Raw genomic sequence first — 26,357 nt, forward strand, 5'->3', positions numbered from 1 at the left:
AAGTTCGGAGTGGTCCATGAAGCCCGGTTTTGAAGTGGTCATCGGTTTGGAGATCCATGTCCAGCTGTTGACCCGGTCCAAAATGTTCTGCGCCTGCCGGAATGAATACGGCGGTGCGCCCAATTCACACACCTGCCCGGTCTGCCTGGCCCTGCCGGGAGCCCTGCCGGTCCTCAACCGGGAGGCCGTGCGCATGGCCGTGGCCCTTGGCCTGGCGCTGGATGCGCGCATCCAGCCGGAATCCGTTTTCTATCGCAAGCAGTACTTCTATCCGGACCTTCCCAAGGGCTACCAGATCACCCAGGGGCCCGTGGCGGTGGTCGAGGAAGGCCGCATCACCATTCCCGGGGATCCGGAAGTCCGGGGCAGCGCGGCCCCGGTGGGAATCCGGATCGAGCGCGCGCACCTCGAGGAGGATGCGGGCAAGAGCAGCCACGAGCTGTCGGACAAGGCCACCTACATCGACCTGAACCGGGCGGGCGTACCCCTGCTGGAAATTGTCGGGGGCCCGGATCTGCGCTCCGCGAACGAGGCCTATGATTACTTGAAGGCGCTGCACCGGCTGGTGGTGTTCCTGGGCATCTGCGACGGAAACATGGAGGAAGGGTCGTTCCGCTGCGATGCGAACGTGAGCGTGCGCCGGGCGGGCGACCCGGCCTTCGGCACTCGCGTGGAGGTGAAAAACCTCAATTCGTTCCGCAACGTGAAGCTGGCCATCGAGCACGAAACCTCGCGCCACATCGACCTGATTGAAAAAGGCGAAGCCTTCACCCAGGAGACCCGGGGCTGGGATGCGGACAAGGGCGAAACCAAGTCCCAGCGGTCGAAGGAAGCGGCCATGGACTACCGCTTCTTCCCGGAGCCGGACCTGCCGGTGCTGGCCATCACCGACGAAGAAATCGAAGCGGTGAGACGAACGCTGCCCGAGCTTCCGGAAGCGCGGCGGGACCGCCTGGCGCGCGACCACGGCCTCACCGAGTACGAAGCGGGGATGCTGCTCCAGAGCCGGGCCTTCGCGGATTATTTCGAATCCGTGGCCAGGGAGGCGAATGGCAAGCAGGCCGCGAACTGGATGCTCGGGGAAGTGAGCCGCATGCTCAACGACACTGGCCGGAACATCGGGACGCTGGGGCTGGAGACGGCGCATCTGGCGGAGCTCATCCGGCTTGTGGAGTCGGGGACCATCAACCTGAACACGGCGAAGGAGGCCGTGTTCCCCTCGGTGCTGAGGGGCGAGGGGTCGCCCAGCCAGATCGTCGATAAACAAGGACTGGCCCAGATTTCGGACCAGAGTGCCATCGAGGCACTGGTGCAGGAGGTCATCAGGGCCCATCCTGGACAACTGGCCCAGTTCAAGGCCGGCAACGAAAAACTGAAAGGTTTCTTTGTGGGTCAGGTCATGAAGGCCGGCAAAGGCAAGGTCAACCCGCAGTTGGTCAACGAAACCCTGGAGGCCGCGCTTGGCAAGTGAGTTGAACCACCCCGAAGACGCGCCTGAAGCAGGTCTGCCGCAAGCCCCCGAACCAGAACCCGAGGAACCGGAGGTATTGGAGGTCCACCCCACGGACAGCTTCCACCGGATTATTTTCGGCCAGGTCGAAGAGCCGCTGTTCCCGGCCCCAAGCACCCCCAGCGAAACCCCCGAGGACGACCTGACGCGGGCTGCGCTCAACGATCCCGCCGCGAGCACCGTCGATATCCACGACACAGGCCCGACACTCTGGCGGTTTGTCGTGCTGGTTGTCCTGGTGGTGGCGGCCCTGGCCATCGTGTTCTGGAAGCGCTAACGCGACTATGCTGGAGAGCCGAGGTTAGCCATGTCCGAAAACGCCTGGGGACCTACCACCACCGCGATCCACGCGGGCAAGCAGCACAATCCGACCCGGGCCGTGACCACGCCGATCTTCCAGACCTCGGTCTTCCAGTTGCTGGACAACGCCGAGGGCGCCGAATTCTCCGCCAGCATCGAGCCGCCGAACTTCTACACGCGCTGGGGCAATCCCAATTTCAGCGAGGTCGAAGCCGTCCTCGCGTCCCTGGAGGGCACCGACCGCGCCCTGGTGACCAGCTCCGGCATGAGCGCCTTTTCCACCCTGCTTGAAGCCTTGCTGAAGGGCGGGGACCACCTCATTGCGCCGGCGGCCATCTATCTCGGCACCGAACAGCTCATGAAGCGCTGGGAAGCCCGGCGGGGGCTCCGGATCACCTGGATCGAAAACACGCTGGACCTCGGGGAGTGGGAAGCGGCCATCCGTCCGGAAACGGCCATGATCTGGGTCGAGACGCCCTCCAACCCGACCCTCGCCATCACCGATCTGGCGGGCGTCGCGGCGTTGGCGCAGAAGCGGGGCGTCCGCACCGTCGCGGACAACACCTTCGCGAGCCCCGTCCTCACCAGGCCCTGCGCTCTGGGCATCGATATCAGCGTGAGCAGCGCCACCAAATACCTCGGGGGGCACTCGGATCTCACCGCCGGGGTCATCGCGGGCAAGGACGCCGATATGGTGGCCTGTTGGCAGGTGGCCAAGCTGCAGGGCCCGACCCTGGACCCCATGGCGGCCTGGCTGCTGCACCGAGGCCTCAAGACCCTCCCCTTGAGGATGCGGCGGGCTTCGGACAATGCCCAAAGCCTGGCCCAGTGGCTGCTTTGGCAGAATGCCGTGGCCCGGGTGGATTATCCGGGCCTGCCCAGCCATCCCGGCCACCTGGTCGCCAAGCAGCAGATGGAGGGCGGCTTTGGCGCCATGCTGGGCTTCGAGCTGCGGGGTGGATTGGACGCGGGCAGGCGCTTTTGCGAATCCCTGGAAGTCATCACCCGGGGCGTCTCCCTGGGCGGCGTGGAAAGCCTGATCCAGCACCCGGCCTCCATGAGCCATCTGCGCACCGCCCCCGAGGTGAAGGCGCGGCTGGGCATCACCGACGGCCTGCTTCGCTTTTCGGTCGGAATCGAGGACCAGCCGGATCTCCTCGCGGATCTGGAACGGGGATTCCAGGCCATCGGATTGAAATGATGCGGCTGTTCATCAATGGGGCGGAAAAACAGGCTCCCGCCTTGTCCACCGTTGCCGAGCTTAGCGACTGGCTCCAGCTCCCCGCCTTCGGCACCGCCGTCGAATTGAATGGCGAAGTCATCCGGCGGGCCGAGCACCCGACCACCGCGTTGAAAGACGGCGATCGGCTGGAGGTGGTGCGCCTGGTGGGCGGGGGCTGAACGGCGCCCCCGCGATTCAATTCACCGACAGGGTGTACCCGAAGGTCCCAGTTGCAGTGGTGTTGCCCGCCCTGACCCGCACGGCATAGACTCCTGCGGGCAGGTTGCCGGAATTGAAGGACCTCGTGCCGCCGGAGCCACCGATGCTGTCGGCCCACACGCCGCCGGGTCCGATGACTTCCACCCAGAAATCCTGCCCGCCTGTGGGCGTCATGGTGATGGTGCGCGAACCGGCGGAGGGCTGGGTGAACCGCCAGGCCTGGCTCTGATTCCGGTCATAGTAGATGCCCGAGCTGGGGGCGTAGGTTTGCAGGTTGCCCGTCACGGTGAAGGGAAAGGCGCGCGTCTGCCACAGGGCGTTGCCCGTGAAATAAGCTGGCGTGGGCTCGGGGATGTTCTCCAAGGCGAGTTGGGACACAGCCGAGGACCAGGCACCGCCGGAGACACGGCTTTTCACGCCCAACAGATAGCTGGGGTAGCAGGCGAGGGTCGCATTGTTGAATTCGCCGGTGCCATCGGCCAGGGTGGTGTTGGACCGGACAGCCTGCCAGAGGGTGGTGAGCGCGGTGGTGTCGCCGGCCAGGGAATTCTTCCAGATACCCCAGAGGGTGGTGGCCACGGAGCCGCGCGTGAATTCCGAACGATGGGCGCTGGCCACCTGGTCGTGGCGGGTGAGATCAAAGGCTTCCACCTGCTGGGAGCCGTTCCCGTCCAGGTAGCTGTCAAGCAGCATGGAATTGTTGCGCACCGCTCCCGCCAGGAAATCACAGAACCCGCCCACAAAACCGACCGTGCTCTCGCTCTGGAAGTAGCGGCTCACATAGGTATTGTCGTTGTCCCGGCGCAGCAAGGAGAAGCTGCTGGAGCCATCGGATTTTGAGCTGTAATCGGCAAATAGCATGTGGGCGCTGACTTCCTGGATCACGCCGTCATCCCACTCATCCGTTTCACTGAAGGCTGGCCCCCCCTGCAGGCCGTTCAGGCTTTGGGTGAAGACGGCGCGGCCCGAGCTGGTGACCACCTGGGAACCGTTCTTGAGCACGTAGGGGTAGCCGCGCTGCTGGTGGACGGGGTTGGAGTTGGTGGACCAGTAGGTGAAGAGGCTGGGCAGCCGGAGGCTCGGCTCCAGGCCCTTGAGCGCCAGGCCCTGGGCCAGCATCTGGTCGTTGATGTTGAAGGCACCGGCGATGCGGCTGGAGGCGGTGGCGGTGAGCGTGAGGGTGCCGTCGGAATTGGCGGTGACATTGCTGCTGGCCACGGACCATTCGTCATTCACGGTGAATCCGGCCGTGGTGTCGAAGGGCTGGTTGATGACGCCGCCGCGCATGAAGAAATCGTTGGTGCCCGAGCCGCCGGGGACTTCGTATTCCGCATAGACCGTGGCGTAAAGCTGGGTGCCGGGAGGGACATCCACATAGGCCGTGCCATCGGTTCCCAGGTAGCCCGAAGCGAGCAGGGTATCGCCGCTGACCTGCCTCACTTCCGCATAGGAGTGACGGATGGGCAGGGTGGTGGTGGAGCCGAATCCCGAGGAGGTCAAGGTCCGCTTCTCGAACTGGCCGAGGATGGTGACCCTGACGGTGCCGCCGGAGCCGCCATCGTCGGAAACGGTGGTGCAGCCTACCAAGAACACGAGGGGAATCGCAAAGAGCCAAGTGCGCCAATTCAACAGGCTCATGGGGACCTCCAGGTAGATTCAGAACGGGATGGGTAAGGATGGGTGCGTCGAGTTCGAGGATTAGTTCAATTGCCGTGCCAAAGCGATTCAGGGGGTGAGGATGTCCCAGGTTCCCGCCTGTCCGTCCGCGGTCCACGGAATGCCTGCCAGAGGCTTCCAATCCGTGATTCCATCCAGGTTAATGGTGACACCGCCGATGGGTTTAGTCGAACGGAACAGGTGGATGTTGTCTACAAGCCCGGCCTCGAGAAAAGCCTGGGCGGTCCTGGCTCCACCCTCCACCAGCACCCGGCCGACCCCCCGGGAGGACAGCTCGTGCAACAGATGTCGCAAACTGCATCCAGACCCCGAAGGGGACGGGGGCACGTGCAGATCCTCCACGCCGCGCAGGGGAGCAGCCTCCCCCACCAGGATCCGAAGCGCGGGCTGGCCGGGATAGGGCCGCCAGACCTTTTTTTCGGAGCCCAATCTGCCGCCGGGGTCCAGCACCACACGGTAGAACCGACGATGGGCGGCCAGGGGTTCGGGCCAGCGGTCCGTGAGCTGGGGATCATCCTGCTCGATGGTCCCCCGTCCCACCAGGATCGCGTCCGAAGCGCGCCGGAGCGCGTGAGCCAGGGATTGGATCGCGGGGGGGGTCACGGAAGTCGTCACGCCCGCAGGACCCAGGCCGCCATCGGAGCCCAGGGCCAACTTGAGGGAGACCCAGGGAAGCCCGGTCTGGATGAACTTGAAAAAAGGCGCGTGGAAGCGGGAGCAGGCCTCCAGGAGCACCCCCTCCGTCACCTCGCGGCCCGCCGCCCGGAGGATGGCGATGCCGCCGCCATCCACGCGCGGATTCGGATCCCGGACGCCGACCACGATCCTGCTGACTCCCGCCTGGAGGAGCGCATCCGTGCAGGGTGGCGTGCGGCCGTGGTGGCAGCAGGGTTCGAGGGTGACAAAGGCGGTGGCGCCCGTCACGTCATTGCCCCTGGCCTCGGCATCCATCAGGGCGATGATCTCACCATGGGGATCCCCAGCCCGGGAATGGGCCCCCTGCCCGATGATGCGCCCCTCCTTCACGAGCAGACAGCCTACGGGCGGATTGGGACTGGAAAGACCCACCCCCTTCTGGGCCTCCTTGAGGGCCAGCGCCATGAAGCGTTCATCGCCGCTCAGGAGGGCCGGGTCAGGAAAGGGACCGCCGCAGGCAAGGTCCCAAGCCAGGGCCGCATCCAGCTCAGGCATCTAACAGCCCGTCCACAAAAGCCTCGGCGTTGAAGGGAATCAGGTCGTCCACCCCCTCGCCCACGCCCACGAAGGCGATGGGGAGCTTCAGGCGCTCCAGGATGGGCACCACCACGCCGCCCTTGGCGCTGCCATCCAGTTTCGTGAGCACCAGGTCCGTGACCCCCGCGGCCAGCTTGAAAGCCTCGGCCTGGTGGATGCCGTTCTGGCCGGTGGTGGCGTCCAGCACCAGCAGCACCCGGTGTGGCGCGTCGGGAATGACCTTCTGGAGGCTACGGCGGATCTTGTCGAGTTCCTTCATGAGATGGTCCTTGGTGTGCAAGCGTCCGGCGGTGTCGATGAGTACCCAATGGGTGCCCTTGGCCTTGGCGCTGGTGGCTCCGTCGAAGGCGATGGCCGCGGGGTCGCCGCCCATCTGGTTGCGGATCACCGGCACGCCCGCCCGCTGCCCCCAGAGTTCCAACTGATCAATGGCGGCGGCGCGGAAGGTATCGCCGGCCACCACGAGGACCTCCTCGCCCCTGCCCTTCAGGTGGGCGGCGAGCTTGCCGAGCGTGGTGGTCTTGCCGACGCCATTGACGCCCACCAGGAGCACGACCTGGGTGCAGGGCGCCTCGAAGGGCCGGAGCGGCTGCTGGTGGATGATCTTGAGCAGCTCGTCCTTGAGCACAGCCTTGGGGTCGATTTCACCGCTTCGCTTCATTTCGAAACGCAGGCGGAGCATGAGCCGCTCCACCGCGTGCACACCCAGATCCGCCTGCAGCAGCAGGTCTTCCAGCTCCAGCAACTGGTCCTCGTCCAGCTTCCGGAGCCCGAGCAGGTGCCCCAGGGGCCGCAGCACCACTTCCTGGGTGCGCTTGAGCCCCTGCCGGAACTTATCGATCAGACCAGTGAAAAGAGCCACGAGAACCTCGGATCTGAAATTGTACCGAAGCCAAGATTAGACCGGGATCACCGCCCTATCTGGACTTGGCGCCGTGGCGCGCGGCTTTGAGATAACGCTCGGCTTGGCGCAGGTTCTCCAGTAGATCCGGATCTCCCGGACGGGAGGCCAGAGCGAACCGGAAATCCTCCACGCTTTCTTGGAATTGCTTCAGTTCGAAATTCGTCCGGCCACGGTTGTAGTGGGCCTCGGGGAGCGTTGGGTCCAGCGCGAGGGACTGGTTCAGCACCTCCAGGGCTTCGCGAAAGGCCGCCCGCTCGTTGAGACAGCGGCCCAGGTTAGACCAGGCGAAGGATTGCTTGGGGTCCGCTTTGAGCGCTTCCCGCAGGGTCGATTCCGCATCTTCGAATTTCTTTTGTTGGGCAAGCGCCTCACCCTTCCAGGCGAGGGCCTCCGCATCACCGGGTTTCAGGGCCAGCAGCGCATCCGCACAGGCCTGTTCGCTCAACCAGTCTGGGACAAGCCGGGCTTCGGAGCAGGCCGAGCGGTAACTGGCCATGGAGCCCAATTTCCCATTCTCCCGATGAGCGGCCAAGGCTTCCGGGTGGCGCTCCAGACGGCTGAGGGCATTGGCGCGGAGGAGCCTCTCCAGACCGGCCTTCGGACCACTCTTGGCCTCGATCTGCGGTATGGCGGCCTCACAGACTTCCAGCATGCGTTCCCATCGCTGCGCTTTCTGCAAGGCCTTCAGCCAATAGGTCAGAAAGAATCCGCGATCCCTGGGAGCGAGGGATTCGAACAGATCGGCCAGTTCGTTCCATTTCTGTGCTTTTTCAAGAGCCTCCGCCTTGGCCTGGATGGCCTGGGGAGAAAGGGGCTGCTGCTGAGTTGGCGGGGTTTGAAGGGCGAAGGGGATCATGCAGTTCCTATCAACTGGCTTGGTTGATGGCCCCGAACGATTCCAACGCGCCAAGCCACGATGAAGTCGGCAAACAGGTGGAGGCATCAGGGGTTGCCGGTGGATGTTCCACGTAGAACCACCAAGTTAATTAATCAAACAAATATATATAATGCCTTTAAAATCAACCATTTGATAAACAACAAAATACGCGTCTTATTTTTTCCTATTGTTCTTTTTGATGCCGATCTTGGCTTTCTTCCGCTGTTCTGGCCGCACCCAGCCCACCAGGGCCTTTTCGAACACCTCTTCGACGTGGCTCACGGGATGGAAGCGCAGTTGCTTGCGGACTTCCGGCTCGATGTCCTCCAGATCCTTGAGATTGGGTTTGGGAATGATGATGTCCCGGAGCCCAAGGCGCAGGGCCGCGAGGCTTTTCTCCTTCAAGCCGCCGATGGCCAAGGCTTCGCCGCGCAGATCGATTTCGCCGGTCATGGCGAAGGTGTTGCGGATGGGAATGCCTTTGAGGGCGGACAGCAGCACCGTCGCCATGGCGAGGCCCGCGCTGGGGCCGTCTTTGGGGATGGCGCCTTCGGGGAAATGGATGTGCAGGTCCCGTTTCTGGAACAGCTCCGGATCGATCTCGAAGGCCTCGCTCCGGCTCCGGATGTAGCTCAAAGCGGCCTGGGCGCTCTCTTTCATGACATCTCCGAGCTGGCCGGTGAGGATGAGACCGCCCTTTCCGGGCATGGAGAGGCCTTCCACGAAGAGGACTTCCCCGCCGGTGCTGGTCCAGGCGAGGCCGGTCACCACGCCGATGCGCGGCGCCTTGAGGCGCTCGTCCGGAAGGATCTTGATGGGCCCCAACAGCTCCTGGATGTTTTTTTCGGTGAGGGTGATTTTTGATTTGAAGCTCTCATCCGCCACGCTGCGCGCGACCTTCCGGCACACGGCGCCGATCTCGCGCTCCAACTGGCGAAGGCCCGCCTCCCGGGTGTAGCCGGTCACCAGGGAGGTGAGTCCCGCCTTGGTGAAAACCAACTGCTTCACGGTGATCCCGTGCTTCTCCAACTGCTTGGGGATGAGGTGCCGCACGGCGATGCCGAGCTTTTCCTCCAGCGTGTAGCTCGACAGGTGGATGATTTCCATGCGGTCCCGGAAAGCCGGCTGGATGGGGTCCAGCTCATTGGCGTTGGCGAGGAAGAGCACCTGGGAAAGGTCCAGCGGCACGTTCAGGTAGTGGTCCCGGAAGGTATGGTTCTGCTCCGGATCCAGGACTTCCAGCAGGGCCGCGGAGGGGTCGCCGCGCATGTCGCGCCCGATCTTGTCCACCTCGTCCAGCATGATCACGGGGTTCATGGATTTCACCTGGTGCAGGGCCTGGATGATCCGGCCCGGCATGGCGCCCACATAGGTCCGGCGGTGGCCGCGGATCTCGCTCTCGTCATGCACGCCGCCCAGGGAGATGCGCGCGTACTTCCTTCCGAGGGCCTTGGCGATGCTGCGTCCCAGCGAGGTCTTCCCGACGCCCGGCGGGCCCACCAGGCAGAGGATCGTCCCCTTCAGGTTGGGGTTCAATTTCCGCACCGCGAGGAATTCCAGCAGCCGCTCCTTGATTTTTTTCAGGCCGTAGTGGTCCTCGTCGAGAACCTCCGCGGCCTTGGCCAGGTCCAGGCTTTCCACATCCCGGAGGCCCCAGGGCAGCTCCGTCATCCACTCCAGGTAGGTGCGTGTGACCGCGGTTTCGCTGCTGTCGGGATGCATCCGTTCGAGCTTCTTCAACTGCCGCTCGATCTCCGTCATGACCTCCTCGGGGACCACGAGCTTGGCCAGCTTGTCCCGGAAGGCCTGGATCTCCTCGGCCAGCTCGGAGCCTTCGCCCAGCTCCTGCTGGATGGCCTTCAATTGCTGGCGGAGGTAATACTCGCGCTGGCCCTTATCGATCTCGCCCTTGGCTTCCAGGGTGATCTTCTGCTGGACCTCCAGCAGCTCGATCTCGCGCATCAGCAGCTCGTTCACGCGCTTGAGGCGGGGCAGCGGGTCCGTGATCTCCAGGACCTCCTGCAACTGCCGGGGCTTCATTTCCAGATTAGAGGCCACCAGATCCGAGAGGCGCCCAGGGTTCTCCAGGTTGGAAGCGATGATGAGGACTTCCTGGGGCATGGTCTTGCCCAGGGACACGGCCTTTTCGAGGGTCTGCTTGACCGAGCGCATGAGCGCGTCGGATTCCACCGTGGGCGCCACACCTTCGGGCTCCGTGACGGGCTCCACGCGCGCCTTCAGCAGCTCCTCGGTCTCCGTGAAGTATTCCACGCGCACGCGCTGGATGCCCTGCACCAGGGCCCGGATGCGGCCGTCGGGCAGCTTCAGCACGCGCATGATGAGCGCCGCGGTCCCGATGCGGTAGAGATCATCGGGCCCCGGATTGTCCATCTCCACCTGCTTCTGGGAGAGCAGCAGCACCATCCGGCTCTCGACCAGGGCGGTGTTGACGGCCCTCAGGGATTTCTCGCGGCTGACGCTCAGGGGCTGGATGACGAAGGGATAGACCACCACATCGCGCAGCGGTAGGACCGGCAGCACCTCCGGGATGCGCGGGGTCTCTTCGATCTGCAAGAGCTGGGAACCATTTTCCTCGGCCATGACTACCTCTGCCTACAGGATAGCGGTCCCACGGCCGGGCCAGTCTCGTCACTTGGCCTTGGTCCTCCTGGGCGGCGGTTCATCGCTTGGAAACAGCGGCAGTTCCTGGCCCGAGGGCAGGGGCGCGGGACGCGGTTTCGGTGGGAGCTCCGGATAGGATCCGGGCTTGGCATCGCGGTGCATCAGGGCTTCTTCGAGGGCCCGCACAAAATCAGGCAGATCCTTGAAGTCCCGGTAGACGCTCGCGAAGCGGACGTAGGCGACGGAATCGAGATGCTTGAGGGCATCCATCACCAGCTCGCCCAGTTCCCGGCTGGGCAGCTCGCGGTCGGGTCTTTCCAGGAGCCGGGCCTGGATGTCGCTGGCCGCTTCCTCGAGCCTTTCGATGGAGACCGGCCTTTTCTGGCAGGCGATGCTCAGGCCCCGAAGCAGTTTGTTCCGGTCGAAGGCCTCCCGCCGCCCGTCCTTCTTCACCACCAGGAGCGGGAACTCCTCCACGCGCTCATAGCTGGTGAAACGGCGCCCGCAGGCCAGGCATTCCCGGCGGCGGCGGATGGCATCGCCCTCTCGCGATTCGCGGGAATCCACGACCTTGTCTTCGGAATGTGCGCAAAACGGGCAACGCATCCACAAGGGTATCCGCTTAGAGCGTGTCTTAAAATTCCCCCGCGCCGCGCTGGGAGCGCCGGGCGAGCGGGGCAAGGCAGCCGACCACGGCGTATCGCCTATACGCCACGGGAGGGTAACGCAGTCCCGCGAAGCCCGCCGCCCCAGCCGCGAAGGAGGGCAGGGGCCAGCCGCGCGCATCGCGGCGTCACGGGCCTTGAGCGTATGATCTATACGCCGCTGCGGCCCCTTCCTTGCGCTGCATCGCGGCTGACCTCCGTCGCGGCACGGGGGAATTTTAAGACACGCTCTTAGCTGGCGTCCCAGATGCGCCGCAGGGAATCCGGCAGGGTCATGGGATCGAAGGGCTTAGCCAACACATCCATGGCCCCGCAAGCCCTCAGCTGGGCGATCTCATGGGGCTGCACCTTGGCCGTCAGGAAGACGGCGGGGATCCCGGCCAGGGAGGGGATCTCCCGGAGTTTGGCCAGGGTCGTGGGCCCGTCCATGCCTGGCATCATCACGTCCAAGAGGAACAGATCCGGAAGGAATGCCGGGGCCTTCTCGATGGCTTCGGGGCCGGATCCGCACACTTCGACCGTGAAGCCGCCCACCGCGGTGAGGCTGAGCTGGGCCACGGTCCGGATGTCCAGGTCATCGTCCACCATGAGGATCCGCCGCAGGCCGCCCATGGACTTCCCTCAGTGCTCGCGGAGCAGGGATTGAACCACCCGCTGGATGTCGAGGTTGCTCGCGCTGGATTTGTGGAGCGTGCGGGAGACCTCGTCGGCCAGCGTGGATTCGCCCTCTTCGCCCGAGAAGAAGAGGATCGGGAGCGTGGGGCCGCCGGCGGCGTGGACGTCGGGGATGAGATCGGCCCCGCGGCCGTCCGGCAGGTGGCTGTCGAGGATCACCAGATCCACCGGCGTGGACAGCAGGATCTTCCGGGCTGCGAGGAGGGTGGGCGCGTGGAGCAGCGTCGTGCTGCCCTCGAGCACCGCGTAAAGCACGCGATGGACATCCAGGTCGTCCTCCACGTGGAGCACCGTGGGGCGGGCGTGGGGGGTCTCGAGGGTGGCCAGCGCCTGGGCCACCCGGAAGGGGTCGAGGGGTTTCTGCATCCATTCGAGGACGTGGAGGGCGGGCACGCCGGGGCTCTCCTTGCCGGCTTCGGCGGCGGAGGAAGCCACCAGCACCGGGAGATTCTGCGTATCCGGCCGCTGGCGCAGCTCCTCCAGCAGTTTGAGGCCATGCTGGTCGGGCAGCAGCAGATCCAGGGTCATGGCGTGGTAGGCGTGCTGGTCCAGAAGCGCTTTGGCCTCGGCCGCTGTGGCCGCCTTGTGGACCTCGAAGCCCTCCTTCATCAGGACCGCCTCCAGCAGCCTCGCCGTCAGCGGATCGTCCTCCACCACCAGGACCAGGGGTTTCGCCGATGGGGCGGGCGCCGCCTCCGGCCGCGCCGCCGGCAAGTCCACCCAGAAGACTGTCGAGCCCGGCACTGAGGTGAATCCGATCTGCCCGCCCATGCCCCGCACCAGCGCATGGGCGATGCTCAGGCCCAGGCCGGTGCCTCCGTTCTGCCGCGTGTCCAGGGGTCCGGTCTGGGCGAACTTGTGGAAAATGGCGCCCTGGAAGGCCTCGGGGATGCCCGGCCCCTGGTTTTCCACCTCGATGCGCCACCACGGTTCCCTGGCCTCCACCCGCAATCTCACCGCCGTGCCCTTGGGCGAATACTTGATGGCGTTGGCAAGGAGATTCAGCAGCACCTGCACGATGCGCTCTGGGTCTCCCAGTACCCAGGCATCCGCCGGCAGGGTGTCCACCGCCACCCCGGTGCCCATGGACTGCGCATAGGCGTGCACCGAGTCCATGGCGCGGAGCGCCGCGATGCCCAGTTCGCAGGGCTGGAGGTTGAAGCTCATCTTGCCGCTCTCGACCTTGTCCAGATCCAGGATGTCGTCCACGAGCCGCGCCAGCCGCTCCGCATTTGTCTGGGCGATGGCGACCAGGTCCACGGCCCGGGGCGGAAGTTCGCCGAGGGCCTTGCCGGCCAGCAATCCCAGCGAACCGCGGATCGAGGTGAGGGGCGTGCGCAGCTCATGGCTGACGATGGACACGAATTCCTGCTTCATGCGCTCCGCCGCCATGCGCTCGCTGACATTGCGGGTATTGATGACCGTGTCCACCAGATTTCCCTGGTCGTCCTTGAGCGCCGCGCCACGGCTCTCCAGCCAGACCTCATGGCCGTCCTTGTGAAGGGCCCGGTAGGTGAAGAGGTCTGGTCCGGCGCCGGTGGTAAGGCCCTTGAAAAAGCGCCCCAGGCCTTCCCGGTCCTGGACATGCACGAAATCCGTGGCGGGCCGGCCCAGGGCCTCTTCCAGGGCGAAGCCCAGCTCCCGCTGGAAGGCGGGCGTGAGGAAGTGGAACCGGCCGGACTCGTCGCAGCAGGCGGTGAATTCAGTGCTGGAATCCGTGACCATCCGATAGCGGGCCTCGGTGCGCCGCAGCTCCTCCTGGGTCTGGGCGAGGGAGGCCTGGTTCAATTCCAGCTCCGCCCAGGCCGCCAGGTCCCGCAACTGCTGCCGGTCGGTTTCGGCGAAGCCGCGGGGCTCCGGGGAGATCAGACAGAGCGTTCCGAGGTTTTGCCCACCGGGGCCCGCCAGGGGAAATCCCGCGTAGAAGCGGATATGCGGGGGGCCGAGCACCAGCGGGTTGTCGGCGAAGCGGGGATCCTTCAGGGCATCCGGCACCACCAGCGTTTCGGTGCCCAGGATGGCGTGGCCGCAGAAGGAAATGTCCCGGCTGATCTCGCGGGCCTCCAGGCCATGGTTCGATTTGAACCATAGGCGCCCATCATCCACCAGGGTCACCAGGGCGATGGGAACCCCGAACAGGCGGGCGGCGGTGCGCGTGATGCGGTCGAAGCGTTCCTCGGGTTCCGTGTCCGCCGGGGCGAGGCTCCGCAGCGCCTGCAGGCGGCGGGCCTCATCGAAAGGCGTGGCGGGAATGAGCATGGGGCAATGATCCACCCCCACTCTAGCTCCGCCGCTGGAGGAAGCGCTAAAAAAGAAGGGACAGGGGCCTTCAGAGCGTGTTTTAAAATTCCCCCGTGCCGCGACGGAGGTCAGCCGCGATGCAGCGCAAGGAAAGGGCCGCAGCGGCGTATCGATCATACGCACAAGGCCCGTGACACCGCGGTGCGCGCGGCTGGCCCCGTCCCTCCCATGTATCGAAGGCCGCACCGCGGCCTTCTCCCGCGGCAAAGCCGCGGACACGGGCCCCTGGCTGGGGCGGCGGGCTTCGCGGGGCTGCGTTACCCTCCCGTGGCATATAGGTGATATGCCGTGGTCGGCTGCCTTCTTGGTATCGGCTCCGCCGATACGCAAGACAAACTGATATCTGCCCTGCTCGCCCGGCGCTCCCAGCGCGGCGCGGGGGAATTTTAAAACGCGCTCTTAACCCTCGACGACCACGGGGGCCATCACCACCTTCGACTTGATGCTGTTGGCCACGAAGCAGTATTTGTGGGCCTTCTCGAAGAGTTCCACCACCTTGTCCACGCTGGTGCCCGGTGCGACCCGGATGGTGGGGCTCAGATGGATTTCGGTGACGCTGGTGGTCTTTTCCACCGTGTCCAGCACGGACACCGCGCGATCTTCGTATCCCCTGACCTCGATCCTCACCTTCGCGCAGAGGGCCAAGAAAGTGAGCATGTGGCAGGTGGCGAGGGCTGAGCCGAGGAGGTCCTCCGGATTCCAGCGCGTTGCATTGCCCGCGTATTCCGGCGCGCTGCTCACAGGGATGGCGGTCTTGCCCGCGGCTTCGGCCGCCGCGTCGCGGGAGTAGGGATCCACCAGGGTGTTGCCGGTCCAGGTGAGCGTCAGGGGATAGTGGTGGGCCATTTCAAGCACTCCATAAACGAGCATTGTCGCAGATGATGGTGGGGTGTCCCGCCTGCCCCTTCCCGACCCCATCCAGAACCTGTGGCGCCGCCTGATGGCGCACTCCGGCCACCGGCTGGGGCTGCCCCTGCGGGAAGGAAATGCGATGAGCCTGCTGGACAGCGGCAGCGCCATTCTAGCCGCCACCAAGGCGCTCATCCGGGGCGCCCGGCGCTCCATTTGTTTCGAGATATACATCTGGGCCGATGACGCCGTAGGGCGGGAAATCGCCGCGCTCCTCGTGGAAGCCCGAAACCGGGGTGTGGAGGTGCGCGGCATCGTGGATGACCTTGGCTCCTGGGGGAGCGAGGCGCTGTTTTCGACCCTGGACCAGGCGGGCATCCCCCTGCTCCGCTTCCACCCGGTGGCGCCCTGGCGGCGGTTCCGGATCATGAACCGGCGGAACCACCGCAAACTCCTGATCAGCGATGGGCGGGAGGCCGTCGTGGGGAGCGCCAACTGGGGCCTCGATTATGACCAGGAAGCCAACCCCGACGCCTTTCTGGATGAAGGGGCGGTGCTGCGGGGGCCCATCGTGGAGGACCTAGGCGAGGACTTCGACAGGGTGTGGCGGCGCGCTGGTGGCGGCAGGTCAGAGAGGCCGGATGGAGACGATGCCGGGATCTGGCAGGGCCCTTGGATCGAGCCGGTCACCGTCCAACTGGTCACCAGCGCGGGGCGAAGGGGCACCCGGGCGATCCGCCAGCATTTGCGGCTCCTGGTCTCCCTCGCGCGGAAAGAACTGCTCATCGCCAACGCCTACTTCGTGCCGGGCCTGCGATTGAGCAGGCTGCTGTGCCACGCGGCCAAACGGGGCGTGGCCGTCCAGATCCTGGTGCCACGCCACAGCGACAGCGGCTTCGTGCAGGCCGCGGGCCGCGCATCCTACGGGAAACTGCTGGCATCCGGCGTGCGCATCTTCGAGCGCCGGGGCCGGATGCTGCATTCGAAAGCCGGTGTCTTCGATGATGGCCTGGCGCTGATCGGCAGCGGCAACCTGGATCCGCGCAGCTTCCGCTTGAACCTGGAATTGAACCTGGCTATCCATGATCCAGGGGTGGCCAGGGACCTGCGGCGAATCCTCGAAACCTACCAGTCCGACAGTGTGGAGATCCAGGCCGAGGCATGGGCGCGGCGCCCCTGGTGGCGCCGCGCGTACGAACACCTCGCCTACCAGTTCCGGTGGCTGCTCTGATGGGCCGCGCTGGTCCGCCGCCCCATGAGACCCCGGACCCGGTATCCCGGCGGCGGAGCGGACACCGTACAATCGAGCCATGACCCCCGTGCGCCCCGTGTCCTATGAATCCTACCTCCGTGTGCCGGAGCTTCTGGCCGCCCAAGTTCCGCTTTCCAGCCCCGAGTCACACGACGAACTGCAGTTCATCATCGTCCACCAGGTCTACGAACTCTGGTTCAAGCTGCTGCTCCACGAGGTGAAATCCGTCATCGCCTTCCTCCAGGCGGACCAGGCCGGGGAGGCGCTCTGGCTGCTCCGCCGCAGCATCGAGATCGGGCGCGTGCTCATCCAGCAGATCCACGTCATGGAGACCATGAGCCCCGCCAAATTCCTGGAATTCAGGGATTTCCTCAAGCCCGCCTCGGGACTGCAGAGCGCCCAGTTCCGGGCCCTGGAATTCATGAGCGGCCTCAAAGACCCACGCTACCTGGAGCTCTACCCCGGCTCGCCGGAATCCCGCCGCCTGCTGGAGGATGCGCTCGCGGCCCCCACCCTTTGGGACGCCTTCTGCGATCTGCTCCTGCTCCGGGGCTTCGAAGCGGGGGACCACGAGGCGCAGATCCAGGCGTTGGTGCAGGTCTATACCAGGCCCGAACACCTCGACCTGCAACTGCTGGCCGAAGCGTTCATCGAATTCGATGAGGGTTTCCGGGTCTGGCGGACCCGGCACTACCTCATGGCGGAACGCATGATCGGCTTCAAACCCGGCACCGGCGTGGCCCACACGGAGATGATGAAAACGGCCGGCCAATCCGCGGATAGCCTGCCACGAGGGGAAGGCGGCCCTTCCTTCCAGGATCCCGGCGTGCAATACCTGAAAGGAAGAGCGGACAAGCGCTTCTTCCCCGCCCTGTGGGAGGTCCGCGGCCACCTTGGCGGGGGCGGGTATGGAGCGTGAGCTGACGGGGAAGCACGCCCTCGTCACCGGCGCCAGCGCAGGCATCGGGCGGGCTTGTGCCCTGGCCCTCGCGGCACGGGGCGCCGCCGTCACGGTGCTGGCCCGCAGCGCCGAAAAGCTGGCTTCCCTTCGTGTGGAGCTTTCCGCCGCAGGAGCTCCCGAGGCCCATGTCCTGGTGGCGGACCTGGAAGACCGCGAGAGCCTGAGGCTGCGCGTGGAGGCCCATCTTGCATCCGCCGGTCCGGTCCACATCGTGGTCAACAACGCCGGCGGCCCTCCGGGGGGGCCCATCCTGGAGGCCACCGAGGCGGAGTTCGTCCAGGCCTTCGGGCGGCTGCTCATGGCGCCCCATCTTCTCGTGAAGCTGTTGCTGCCGGGCATGGCGGAAGCGGGCTACGGCCGCATCGTGAACATCATCTCCACCAGCGTGCGGGAACCCCTCCCGAACCTCGGCGTCTCCAACACCATCCGCGCCGCCACCGCGGCCTGGGCCAAGACCCTCGCAAAGGAGCTGCCCCCGGGCATCACCATCAACAATGTCCTGCCCGGAGCCACGGCCACGGAACGCCTGGAGGCCATCGAGCTGGCGGTGGCGGTCAAAACAGGAAAGAGCCTCGAGGCGGTCAGGGCGGACATGGTGCGGATCATCCCCGAAGGCCGAGTGGCGGACCCGGGAGAAACCGCCGCCCTCGTGGCTTTCCTGGCCTCGCCCCAAGCCGGCTACATCCGCGGGCAGAGCATCGCCGTGGACGGCGGACGCATGAATTCACTCTGAGGTCGGGTGCCGGATGATGAAATTCGACCTCTTCTTTTCCATCTCGCAAACCCCGGTGGACGGCCACAAGCCGAGCGAAGCCGACATGTTCCGGAACTTCTTCGCCCAGGTCGAAGCGGGCGATGCCCTTGGTTACGGTGTGGCCTGGGTGGCGGAGAGCCATTACAGTTCCGAGGCGCAGAAGCGGCATCGCAAACCGGTGGTGCCCCACTGGGAAGGGGAAGTGGGGCTCAATGCGGACATCCTGCAACTGGCAGCGCGGGTTTTCCAACGCACCCGGCGCATCGAAGTGGGTTCTGCCGTGATGAACATCGTCTGCAACGGCGGCCCCCTCGCCCACGCCGAGCGCGTGGCCACCTTCGCCAGCCACCACGGCCTCGATCCGGACGAACGGCGCCGCCTGCATTTGGGTTTTTCCGCCGGGCGCTTCGATTTCATGAACCGGGTGACGGGCGTGGACGCCCGCCACGCATGGGAGGAAGCCGCCTGGCCCCAGGTGAAGAACCGGCTCTTCTGGGAAGCCACGGAAATCTTCCTCCGCCTGCTGCGGGGCGAAACGCTCGCCAGCGTGGATATCCCGGAATACGCGATCGCCCGGGCTGATTTCCGCAGCGACGAGGAATGGAATAGGGTCCGGGATCTCGCCGGAATCAGCGGCGCCGCGATTCCCCTGCCCCGCCGATGGAGCTTCGAGGCCACCAGGATCATTCCCTGCGATTGGCGCCGGGATCTCGTGCAGCCCGTGATCGGCAGCCACGATCCGAAACTCCAGGAATTCGCCAACACGTTCAGTCCGGTCCAGGTCTTCAACCTCAGCATCACCCAGCCCGGGATCATCGAAGACACCCACCGCCGCATGGCCGCCGCCTACCACGCAGGCGGCGGCCCCTGGCGCCGGGATTACATGCCCCGCACGGTATTCGTGTTCCTCGACGCCGAGCCGGGAAAGAGCCCCGAAGCCCAGCGGAAAGCCGCCCAGGACCACGCCCGCGCGGCCCTGGGTGCCTATTGGAGCGCGCTCGACGGCACCCTGGATCCCAAAAAAGTGGAAGGCGCCGCGGACAATGCCCTCATTGGAAACCCCCAGGACGTGGCCGAGCAGATCCTCGCCCGCTTCCACCCCGAAGACCGCCTCATGCTCTGGTTCGATTTCTTCGACCACGACTGCGGCCGGGTGATCCGCGGCATGGAGGCCTTCATGAAGGAAGTGGTTCCTCGATTGAGAAAAAATTGAGCGGGCTCCTCATAAAGGCACGCTGGCCGCGAAAACCACGAATAATGGATGCACCAACCCTTATGCTTCGTGTCCTCCGCGTCCTTTCGTGCCTTCGTGGTGATGTTTTTTTATGACCGCCCACTATCCCACCAGCCCTCTCGGCGAAAAGATTCCCGGCATCCCCACCGGCCGGGAGGTCGACTGGCAGCCGCTGGTGGACTACCGGCGCTTCGATGTGTCGGAAACCACGATCCACGGGGCCGTGGCGTGGGTATCGGGAGACCGGGTCGTCCACAGTTTCGGGGGCGATGTGCTGTGCTATGGCCGCAGCATGATGAAACCGCTGATGGTCAAGGTCTTCGCCAAGGAACTGGAGAGCTGCGCCTGGGAGCAGAAGGCCATCAGCGTGGCCAGCCACAACGGCGACACGGAGCACGTGGCCGCGGCCATGTCGCTGCTGCCGGAATCCGAGCGGCCCCTCATGCTCACGCCCCTGGACGTGCCGCTCATCCAGTTCGGCCGCCAGGTGCGGAGGCCCCGCCGCTGGTACCACTGCTGCTCCGGCGAACATGCGGCGATCCTTCTCGGGTGCCGCCGCAAGGGTTGGAACCGCGCCGGCTACATGCTCCCCCAGCACCCATTTTTCCTGGCCTACCTGGAGCAGCTTCGCCGCTTCCTGGGCAGCGGGTGGGAACCGCTCCGCACCGCCAAGGATGGCTGCGGACTGCCCACCGTGAGCAACACCGTCACGGAGCTGGCGAAGCTCTATTCCGGCCTCGCCCGGACCCGCGGCGAGGACTGGATCTGGGAAGCCATGGTGCGCCACCCGGATCTGATCGGCGGCTTCAACCGGCTGGATTCCACCATCCTCAAGGCTTGCGGTGGAGCGGTCATCGCCAAGGAGGGGGCGGATGGGCTCCTGGGCATGTCCATCGTCCACGCGGACTACCCCGAAGGGCTTGGCGTGGTCGTCAAGATCGCCCACGGGTGGAACCCCCAAGCCACCTGGTATGTGGCCCGCGCCATCCTGGGGGTGCTGGGTTTCTCGCTCCGCAACCCCTACGGCCTGCGCCGCCAGAAGGCCTTCCTCGTTCCGGGCATCGTGCCGGAGCGGTATCTGGCCCGGCTGGAACAGATCCCCACCTGGGACGACTGGGATCCGGATCAGGACCGGTGGTACTACGATTGGCACGACTTCGCCGGGGAGGACCGCGCATGAGCGTCCGACGCCTCCCGAATTTCATCGCAGGAAGCTTCCAGGATCCCGCAGAGGGGCTGTGGCTCGAGGACGTGGCGCCCTCCACCGGCCAGGTCATCGCCATGGCGGCGCGCAGCCAGGCCCAGGATGTGGACGCGGCCGTCGCGGCGGCCGGCGCGGCGCAGCGGAGCTGGGGGCGCACGCCGGCCGGGGAGCGGGCCGAACTCCTGGAAGCGCTTGCGGCGCGGGTGGAGGCCAACCTCGATGGCTTCGCCGAAGCCGAGGCCCTGGACGCGGGAAAACCGATCCAATTGGCGCGTTCCCTGGACATCCCCCGGGCCATTTCCAATCTGCGCTTCTTCGCGCGGGAAGTGCGCCAGCGGCACGAGGAAGCCTTCCCGGCCCCGGACGCCCTGCATTACGTCCACCGCACGCCGGTGGGCGTGTGCGCCCTCATCACACCCTGGAACCTGCCCCTCTACCTGCTCACCTGGAAGCTCGCTCCGGCGCTCGCCATGGGCAACACGGTGGTGGCGAAACCCAGCGAACTCACCCCCCTCAGCGCCCACCTGCTCCTGGAAGAATTGCAGGCCCTGGGGCCGCCCGCTGGCATCGTGAACCTCGTCCACGGATTGGGACCCGAGGCCGGCGCCGCTCTGGCGGGCCATTCCGGCGTCAAGGCGATCTCCTTCACCGGCGGCACCGCGAGCGGCGCGAAGGTGGCGGAAACAGCCGCCCCCATGTTCAAGAAACTCAGTTTGGAATTGGGCGGAAAAAACCCCAGCATCGTCTTCGCGGACTGCGATTTCGAGGCCGCCGTGGAAGGCGTCGCCCGGGCCGCTTTCCAGAACACGGGGCAGATCTGCCTGTGCGGCTCCAGGATTCTCGTGGAGCGTTCCATCCACGAGCGGTTCGTGGACGCCCTGGTGCGCGAGGCCGCGAACTGGGCTCCGGCCGATCCCTCGGACCCCGCCACCAAAGGGGGCGCGCTCATCTCGGCCGGCCACCGCGAAAAGGTCGAGGGCTACCTTCGCCTGGCGGTGGCGGAAGGCGGCACGATCCGGTGCGGGGGGAAACGTCCGGCCCTGCCCGGCGCGCTGTCCGGCGGCTTCTTCCTGGAGCCGGCCATCGTCACCGGGCTGGCCTCCACCTGCCGGACGGCCACAGAGGAGATTTTCGGTCCCGTGGCCACGGTCCATCCCTTCGATTCCGAAGACGAGGCCCTGGAGATGGCCAATGGCGTCCGCTACGGCCTGGCCGCCAATATCTGGACGAAGGACCTCGCCCGGGCCCATCGCGTCGCCCAGAGCCTGGAGGCAGGTCTGGTCTGGATCAACACCTGGCTCCTGCGGGACCTGCGCGTCCCCTTCGGCGGCGTCAAGGACAGCGGCGTGGGCCGCGAAGGCGGAAGGTGGAGCCTCGAATTCTTCAGCGAAATCAAAACCATCACCGTGAAGTTGAGCCCGGAAACCCGATGAACCGCCCGGACGCCCAGACGCCGAGAAACCAGGAATGCTTTTCTTGGCGCCTGGGCGTTTTGGCGGCGAGGCTTTTTTGGACGGCCCCATGAGCATCGTCGCGGGCGTGCTGGCGCCCCATCCGCCCCATCTGGTCTATGCGGAGAACCCGCCCCAGAACGAGCCGCGCTCCGAGGGCGGCTGGGAAGTGCTGCGCTGGGGCTATGAACGGCTGCGCAAGAAACTGGCGGAGACGGATTACGACGTCCTGGTGGTCCACAGCCCCCACTGGAAGACCCGCACGGGCAATCATCTGCTGGCAGTGCCCCGCCTTTCGGGCAGGAGCGTGGACCCGATCTTCCCCAATCTCTTCCGCTACGCGTTCGACCTGCGCGTGGACGTGGAACTGGCGAGGGCCATCCATGCGGAAGGGCGGGCCCGCAACCTCGAAATGCAGCTCATGGAGAACCCGGATTTCCGCGTGGACTACGGGACCATCATCAGCTGCCACCTCGTGGATCCAGCCTGGAAGAAGCCCATCGTGGCGATCTCCAGCAGTTCGGCGGCCTTCGATTTCAGTAACGAGGTGGGCCAGGACGAAATGGCCCGGCTGGGCGAGGCCACGCGCAGGGCGCTTGAAAAAACGGGCCGGCGGGCCGTGCTGCTGGCCAGTTGCAGCCTGAGCCACCGGCACTTCACCACGGAGAGCGAACTGCCCGAGGACATGAGCCGCGAGCACATCACACACCACGGGCAGTACCTCTGGGACATGCGAGTCCTCCAGCTCATGAAGGAAGGCCGGAGCCGCGAGCTCATGGACATCCTTCCGGACTTCACGGAGCAGGCCATCAGCGAAACCAAGGACGGCAGCCTTTCCTGGCTGCTGGCCGCCCTGGACTACCCCAGCTACGCCGCGGAGGTCTACGCCTACGGCAGCGTCATCGGCACCGGCAACGCGGTGGTGGGGTGGCACCCATGAATGAGGCTCACCACGAAGGCACAAATACCTCGAAAGCCACAAAGGGGAATCTGGATGCAATCGTCGAGGACCGGATCATTCTCGAACTCAAAGCTGTGGACGTCCTCCACCCCATCCATGAAGCCCAGCTATTAACCTATCTGCGCTTGTCGGGACTCCGCCTCGGATTCCTTGTCAATTTCAACGCCCCCACTTTCAAGGAAGCTCTTCGAAGAAGAATCCTTTGATCTATTTTCGTGGCCTTCCTTTTATTGGTGCCTTCGTGGTGAGTTTTTAAATGATCCTCAACGGCTACATTGTTCCCGGCAAACCCCTGCCCCTCCTGGCCCCTGAGAAGTGCCCCGCCTGGGCCGGACTCAGGCTCGGCTTCGAGGCGGCCCGGGACGAGATCCAGGCCAGCGGCGCGGACCTGATCCTGCTCTATTCGACCCAGTGGTCCAACGTGATCGGCCACCAGATCCAGGCGGATCCGAACCCCGAATGGGTGCATGTGGACCAGGACTGGCACGCCTTCGGCACCATGCCCTATTCATTCCGCATGGACGCGGCCTTCGCGAAAGCCTACGAGCGCTGCGCCCAGGCCCGGGGCCTGCACGCCCGCACCGTGGACTACCGGGCCTTCCCCATCGACAGCGGCGTGATCCAGGCCCTGCAGCTCTTGAACCCAGGCAACGCCATCCCCGCCTGCGTCGTGGGGTGCAACATGTACGCGGATCGGGCCGAGACCATCGTGCTCGGAAAAGCGGCCCTGGATGCCATCCAGGCGACGGGCAGGAAGGCCGTCGCGGTGGCCGTCACCTCGCTCAGCAACCGCGTCTTCCCCCGCTTGATCGAGCCGGAAGACGACCGCATCTACAGCGCCAAGGATGACGAGTGGAACCGCAAGCTCCTGGAAATGCTGGAGGACGGGCGGGTGGAGGATGTCTCGCAGGTCATCCGGGAATTCAGCCTCCAGGCCCACGGGGACCAGAAGGGACGCGCCTTCTGGTGGCTCTCGGCGCTGCTCGGCCAGCACAACGGCTACGCGGGAAAGGTCCACGCCTACGGCCCCATCTGGGGAAGCGGAGCGGCGGTCGTCTCCCTCAGGCCCGCGCCGGAACGCAACCTGAACCGCGAATTCGACGAGGGCGACGTGGAGATGTTCAGCGGGGAGCGCGGGGTGCTTGCGGGCAGCAGGACCGGACCCCCGGCGCCGGGCCCGTCCCCGGCCTCCGGATCCGAGGCCATCCATGCGTCCGCGCAAAGCGCCCCGAAACCGGTGGGCGCCTATCCCCACGCCCGGCGCGAGGGGGGCTTCATCTTCGTGAGCGGCATCGGCCCCCGGCAGCCGGAGACCGATGAAATTCCCGGCGGGCCCGTGCGCGACCCATCGGGGCAGCCCCTGGACTACGATGCCGCCGCCCAGACCCGGGCGGTGATCGAGAACATCAAGGCGATCCTCGAAGAAGCCGGTTCGCGCCTCGAGGATGTGGTGGATTGCCAGTGCTTCCTCATCGACATGGGCCGGGATTTCGCGGCCTTCAACGCCGTCTACACGGAATACTTCCAGGCCATCCAGGCGACCCGCACCACGGTGGAGGTGCGGGCCCTGCCCACCCCCATCGCCGTGGAGCTGAAGGTCATCGCCAGGGTCCGGGGATTGGAATCCGCGTGATGCCTCCTGTCACCAGCCCACCTGGCGGCCCTTGTTCTCCTCCTCCAGCCATTTCTGGAGCGGCTTGAAGTACTCCACCATGGCGCGGGTGCTCAGGCGTTCGCCGGTGGCTTCCTTCAGCACCTTGCGCCAATCCTCGGTGGCGCCTTTTTCAAGCACGCCTTTCAGGAAGACGCCCACATCCTTGCGCCCGGCGTAGTTGCAGCTGCGCGGATCCTGGCGCAGGATCTTCCGCGCGATGTGGTCGTGCATCTGGAACTTGAAGACCGTCGCCAGGCCGTAGCTGTAGTAGTAGGCGGGGTTGTCGTTGATGTGGGTCTTGGTCGCGGCGTCGCACCACTCCTCGCCCCGCGGGCTGGGCGGCTTCACGCCCTGCAGCTCGGCCACCAGCCGCCACCACTCCGTGTTCATCTTCTCCTCGGGCATCCCCTTGGCGTAGAACTCCGCCTCCCACTCGGGCATGGTGCCGCAGGCCCAGAACATGAACGGGATGGCGACTTCCAGGGCATCGTTCAGCAGCACCTTCATCTCGTCGGACTTGTAGTCCTTGGGCAGCACGCCGGTTTCCTTCATGTAGGGCACCTGCCGCGTGGCGAAGGCGATGAGCTCGCCGACCCCCTCGTGGAAGAAAGGCGCCGCGCCGTCCCGCAGCAGGGGCGGCACCTTGGGATTCGTATAGCTCATGAAGTAGTAGCCATGCCCGAGCTCGTGGTGGGCGGTCTGGAACCACTCGAAATTGGGCTCGATGCTCTGCAGGCTGCGGACGTCCTTTTCCAGGTCCAGGTGCCAGCAGCTCGCGTGCTGGTTCTTCTTGCGGGGGTCGCCTGCCTTCACTGGATAGAGGTCCGACTTTTCCCAGAAGGTCTGGGGCAGCGGCTGGAAGCCGAGTCCCGTGTAGAAATCCTCGGCGGTGTGGATGATCCATTCCGGTTTCCGGCCCAGGAAGTAGGGGTCGAAGTCCGCGGCGTCCACGAAGCCTGTCCAGTTCTGGCTCCAGCGGTTGTTGATCCAATGGGCCGGAATGGCCTTGGGCACGGGCTGGCCGTACTTCTTGGCCATTTCGTATTTCACCCAGGTGTGCAATTGGAGATAGAGCGGCATGAGCTCCTTGCGGCTGGCGCGGCAGAGCTTCAACATCTCGCCCGTGGTCATGCCGTACTTGGCCACCTGCAGGCTGAAGTAGTCGTCATAGCCCAGCTCCTTGGCCACGCCGTTCCGCAGCCCGCGGAGCTTCACGAGGCCCGGCTTCAGGGGCGGGCCGATCTCCTTGCTGGCCTCCCAGGCCTGCTTCCGGGCTTCCAGATCCTTGCTCTTGAAGAGCACGTCGTCCAGGGCGTTGGCGGTGGCCGGCTTGCCGCCCAGCTTGAACTGGAACCCGTTCATGGCGCTGGCCTGGGCGGTCTCCGCGGCGATGCGGGCCTCCACGAGCTTGGGATTGGTCATGGGGCCCTCGGCGGCGTACAGCAGCACCCGCACCAGTTCCCGCACGGTCAGGTCATCCAGCTCCTTTTTGTGCTTGAGCAGCTCCTTGGCTTCGGTGATCACCGCCGGGTTGCCGGTGAAGGCCGCGAAGGCCTTGCCCGCGGTTTCAGCCGAGGCATCATGGGCCGGGCTGACATCCGTGCTGGCGGCCCACTGGGCCTCGCTGGTGACCTTGTAGAGTGCCTTGTAGCCTTCGTTCACGAGGCCCAGGAAGCGGTCGGCCCGCTGCTGGATCAGCGATTTGATGGGGGTCTCGACAGGGATCACGGCCTTGCTCTTCTTGGCTTCGGTCTGGGCGGGAAGCGGAAGCATCAGGGGTAGGCCGAGGATGAGGGCGGGCAGCAGGCGCACGGGGACTCCATAGGGAACCC

General features: G+C 65.5%; 23 protein-coding genes. 13 read left to right on the forward strand and 10 right to left on the reverse strand.

Annotated features, from left to right (window positions below):
• Positions 1-16: 16 nt before the first annotated feature.
• Genes gatB through thiS form a run of 4 tightly spaced genes read left to right on the forward strand, consistent with a single transcriptional unit; the run spans position 17 to position 3,211 of the window.
• Positions 17-1,471, forward strand: a complete 1,455-nt coding sequence (gene gatB / locus IPQ13_09585; GenBank protein MBL0211145.1) for an Asp-tRNA(Asn)/Glu-tRNA(Gln) amidotransferase subunit GatB — start codon at positions 17-19, stop codon at positions 1,469-1,471.
• Complete coding sequence (locus IPQ13_09590) at positions 1,461-1,787, forward strand: hypothetical protein (protein MBL0211146.1); 327 nt, start codon at positions 1,461-1,463, stop codon at positions 1,785-1,787. The genes gatB and IPQ13_09590 overlap by 11 nt, the downstream gene beginning before the upstream one ends.
• Before the next feature lie 30 nt (positions 1,788-1,817).
• Positions 1,818-3,011 carry a PLP-dependent transferase gene (locus IPQ13_09595; GenBank protein ID MBL0211147.1) on the forward strand — a complete coding sequence of 398 codons (1,194 nt, stop codon included), beginning with the start codon at positions 1,818-1,820 and terminating at the stop codon, positions 3,009-3,011.
• Positions 3,011-3,211: a sulfur carrier protein ThiS gene (gene thiS, locus IPQ13_09600; GenBank protein ID MBL0211148.1), complete on the forward strand. Its 201-nt coding sequence runs from the start codon at positions 3,011-3,013 to the stop codon at positions 3,209-3,211. Before IPQ13_09595 ends, thiS begins: the two co-directional genes overlap by 1 nt.
• Positions 3,212-3,227: 16 nt before the next feature.
• Here the strand turns inward: thiS and IPQ13_09605 are convergent, their stop codons facing one another.
• From IPQ13_09605 to IPQ13_09645, 9 genes are all read right to left on the reverse strand, one after another.
• Positions 3,228-4,889: a hypothetical protein gene (locus tag IPQ13_09605; protein MBL0211149.1), complete on the reverse strand. Its 1,662-nt coding sequence runs from the start codon at positions 4,887-4,889 to the stop codon at positions 3,228-3,230.
• 87 nt (positions 4,890-4,976) lie between these two features.
• The gene (gene ribD / locus IPQ13_09610; protein MBL0211150.1) at positions 4,977-6,119 is read right to left on the reverse strand and encodes a bifunctional diaminohydroxyphosphoribosylaminopyrimidine deaminase/5-amino-6-(5-phosphoribosylamino)uracil reductase RibD; all 1,143 of its coding nucleotides are present in this window, start codon (positions 6,117-6,119) and stop codon (positions 4,977-4,979) included.
• Complete coding sequence (gene ftsY / locus IPQ13_09615; GenBank protein ID MBL0211151.1) at positions 6,112-7,023, reverse strand: signal recognition particle-docking protein FtsY; 912 nt, start codon at positions 7,021-7,023, stop codon at positions 6,112-6,114. The genes ribD and ftsY overlap by 8 nt, the downstream gene beginning before the upstream one ends.
• Before the next feature lie 55 nt (positions 7,024-7,078).
• A complete protein-coding gene (locus IPQ13_09620; GenBank protein MBL0211152.1) occupies positions 7,079-7,921 on the reverse strand; it encodes a tetratricopeptide repeat protein in 843 nt (280 codons plus the stop codon).
• Positions 7,922-8,116: 195 nt separating this feature from the next.
• Entirely contained in the window at positions 8,117-10,543 is a 2,427-nt protein-coding gene (gene lon / locus IPQ13_09625) for an endopeptidase La (protein ID MBL0211153.1), read from the reverse strand.
• Positions 10,544-10,591: 48 nt separating this feature from the next.
• The gene (nrdR, locus tag IPQ13_09630; GenBank protein MBL0211154.1) at positions 10,592-11,170 is read right to left on the reverse strand and encodes a transcriptional repressor NrdR; all 579 of its coding nucleotides are present in this window, start codon (positions 11,168-11,170) and stop codon (positions 10,592-10,594) included.
• A 290-nt stretch (positions 11,171-11,460) separates the two neighbouring features.
• On the reverse strand, positions 11,461-11,841 hold the full coding sequence (locus IPQ13_09635) for a response regulator (protein ID MBL0211155.1): 381 nt from the start codon (positions 11,839-11,841) through the stop codon (positions 11,461-11,463).
• A 9-nt stretch (positions 11,842-11,850) separates the two neighbouring features.
• Complete coding sequence (locus IPQ13_09640; protein MBL0211156.1) at positions 11,851-14,163, reverse strand: response regulator; 2,313 nt, start codon at positions 14,161-14,163, stop codon at positions 11,851-11,853.
• 441 nt (positions 14,164-14,604) lie between these two features.
• Positions 14,605-15,051 carry an OsmC family protein gene (locus tag IPQ13_09645; protein ID MBL0211157.1) on the reverse strand — a complete coding sequence of 149 codons (447 nt, stop codon included), beginning with the start codon at positions 15,049-15,051 and terminating at the stop codon, positions 14,605-14,607.
• A gap of 43 nt (positions 15,052-15,094) precedes the next feature.
• Between IPQ13_09645 and IPQ13_09650 the strand changes: the two genes are divergently transcribed.
• The 9 genes from IPQ13_09650 (at position 15,095) to IPQ13_09690 (ending at position 24,504) form a co-directional block, all read left to right on the forward strand.
• Entirely contained in the window at positions 15,095-16,285 is a 1,191-nt protein-coding gene (locus tag IPQ13_09650; GenBank protein ID MBL0211158.1) for a hypothetical protein, read from the forward strand.
• Between the two features lie 79 nt (positions 16,286-16,364).
• The gene (locus IPQ13_09655; protein MBL0211159.1) at positions 16,365-17,225 is read left to right on the forward strand and encodes a tryptophan 2,3-dioxygenase; all 861 of its coding nucleotides are present in this window, start codon (positions 16,365-16,367) and stop codon (positions 17,223-17,225) included.
• A complete protein-coding gene (locus IPQ13_09660; protein ID MBL0211160.1) occupies positions 17,215-18,000 on the forward strand; it encodes an SDR family oxidoreductase in 786 nt (261 codons plus the stop codon). The genes IPQ13_09655 and IPQ13_09660 overlap by 11 nt, the downstream gene beginning before the upstream one ends.
• 16 nt (positions 18,001-18,016) lie before the next feature.
• Positions 18,017-19,234, forward strand: coding sequence for an LLM class flavin-dependent oxidoreductase (locus tag IPQ13_09665; protein ID MBL0211161.1), 1,218 nt, complete (start codon positions 18,017-18,019; stop codon positions 19,232-19,234).
• A 112-nt stretch (positions 19,235-19,346) separates the two neighbouring features.
• Complete coding sequence (locus tag IPQ13_09670) at positions 19,347-20,435, forward strand: asparaginase (GenBank protein ID MBL0211162.1); 1,089 nt, start codon at positions 19,347-19,349, stop codon at positions 20,433-20,435.
• Complete coding sequence (locus IPQ13_09675; protein MBL0211163.1) at positions 20,432-21,892, forward strand: aldehyde dehydrogenase; 1,461 nt, start codon at positions 20,432-20,434, stop codon at positions 21,890-21,892. The genes IPQ13_09670 and IPQ13_09675 overlap by 4 nt, the downstream gene beginning before the upstream one ends.
• An 88-nt stretch (positions 21,893-21,980) precedes the next feature.
• Positions 21,981-22,850, forward strand: a complete 870-nt coding sequence (locus IPQ13_09680; protein ID MBL0211164.1) for a tRNA U-34 5-methylaminomethyl-2-thiouridine biosynthesis protein — start codon at positions 21,981-21,983, stop codon at positions 22,848-22,850.
• Positions 22,847-23,077 (forward strand): GxxExxY protein, encoded by a 231-nt coding sequence (locus IPQ13_09685; protein ID MBL0211165.1) that lies wholly within the window; start codon positions 22,847-22,849, stop codon positions 23,075-23,077. Before IPQ13_09680 ends, IPQ13_09685 begins: the two co-directional genes overlap by 4 nt.
• Positions 23,078-23,127: 50 nt before the next feature.
• On the forward strand, positions 23,128-24,504 hold the full coding sequence (locus IPQ13_09690) for a hypothetical protein (GenBank protein MBL0211166.1): 1,377 nt from the start codon (positions 23,128-23,130) through the stop codon (positions 24,502-24,504).
• Between the two features lie 9 nt (positions 24,505-24,513).
• Here IPQ13_09690 and IPQ13_09695 read toward each other — a convergent pair whose 3' ends face one another.
• Positions 24,514-26,337: a M2 family metallopeptidase gene (locus tag IPQ13_09695; protein MBL0211167.1), complete on the reverse strand. Its 1,824-nt coding sequence runs from the start codon at positions 26,335-26,337 to the stop codon at positions 24,514-24,516.
• Between the last annotated feature and the right edge of the window lie 20 nt (positions 26,338-26,357).

It is taken from the genome of Holophagaceae bacterium (assembly GCA_016720465.1).
GTDB lineage: Bacteria > Acidobacteriota > Holophagae > Holophagales > Holophagaceae > JANXPB01.

Excerpts from the sequence above, each read along its gene's own strand:
- gatB (MBL0211145.1), top strand. The coding sequence starts at position 17 with ATGAAGCCCGGTTTTGAAGTGGTCATCGGTTTGGAGATCCATGTCCAG.
- IPQ13_09595 (MBL0211147.1), top strand. The coding sequence starts at position 1,818 with ATGTCCGAAAACGCCTGGGGACCTACCACCACCGCGATCCACGCGGGC.
- thiS (MBL0211148.1), top strand. The coding sequence starts at position 3,011 with ATGCGGCTGTTCATCAATGGGGCGGAAAAACAGGCTCCCGCCTTGTCC.
- IPQ13_09605 (MBL0211149.1), bottom strand. The coding sequence starts at position 4,889 with ATGAGCCTGTTGAATTGGCGCACTTGGCTCTTTGCGATTCCCCTCGTG.
- ribD (MBL0211150.1), bottom strand. The coding sequence starts at position 6,119 with ATGCCTGAGCTGGATGCGGCCCTGGCTTGGGACCTTGCCTGCGGCGGT.
- IPQ13_09620 (MBL0211152.1), bottom strand. The coding sequence starts at position 7,921 with ATGATCCCCTTCGCCCTTCAAACCCCGCCAACTCAGCAGCAGCCCCTT.
- lon (MBL0211153.1), bottom strand. The coding sequence starts at position 10,543 with ATGGCCGAGGAAAATGGTTCCCAGCTCTTGCAGATCGAAGAGACCCCG.
- nrdR (MBL0211154.1), bottom strand. The coding sequence starts at position 11,170 with ATGCGTTGCCCGTTTTGCGCACATTCCGAAGACAAGGTCGTGGATTCC.
- IPQ13_09635 (MBL0211155.1), bottom strand. The coding sequence starts at position 11,841 with ATGGGCGGCCTGCGGCGGATCCTCATGGTGGACGATGACCTGGACATC.
- IPQ13_09640 (MBL0211156.1), bottom strand. The coding sequence starts at position 14,163 with ATGCTCATTCCCGCCACGCCTTTCGATGAGGCCCGCCGCCTGCAGGCG.
- IPQ13_09645 (MBL0211157.1), bottom strand. The coding sequence starts at position 15,051 with ATGGCCCACCACTATCCCCTGACGCTCACCTGGACCGGCAACACCCTG.
- IPQ13_09655 (MBL0211159.1), top strand. The coding sequence starts at position 16,365 with ATGACCCCCGTGCGCCCCGTGTCCTATGAATCCTACCTCCGTGTGCCG.
- IPQ13_09660 (MBL0211160.1), top strand. The coding sequence starts at position 17,215 with ATGGAGCGTGAGCTGACGGGGAAGCACGCCCTCGTCACCGGCGCCAGC.
- IPQ13_09665 (MBL0211161.1), top strand. The coding sequence starts at position 18,017 with ATGAAATTCGACCTCTTCTTTTCCATCTCGCAAACCCCGGTGGACGGC.
- IPQ13_09670 (MBL0211162.1), top strand. The coding sequence starts at position 19,347 with ATGACCGCCCACTATCCCACCAGCCCTCTCGGCGAAAAGATTCCCGGC.
- IPQ13_09675 (MBL0211163.1), top strand. The coding sequence starts at position 20,432 with ATGAGCGTCCGACGCCTCCCGAATTTCATCGCAGGAAGCTTCCAGGAT.
- IPQ13_09680 (MBL0211164.1), top strand. The coding sequence starts at position 21,981 with ATGAGCATCGTCGCGGGCGTGCTGGCGCCCCATCCGCCCCATCTGGTC.
- IPQ13_09685 (MBL0211165.1), top strand. The coding sequence starts at position 22,847 with ATGAATGAGGCTCACCACGAAGGCACAAATACCTCGAAAGCCACAAAG.
- IPQ13_09690 (MBL0211166.1), top strand. The coding sequence starts at position 23,128 with ATGATCCTCAACGGCTACATTGTTCCCGGCAAACCCCTGCCCCTCCTG.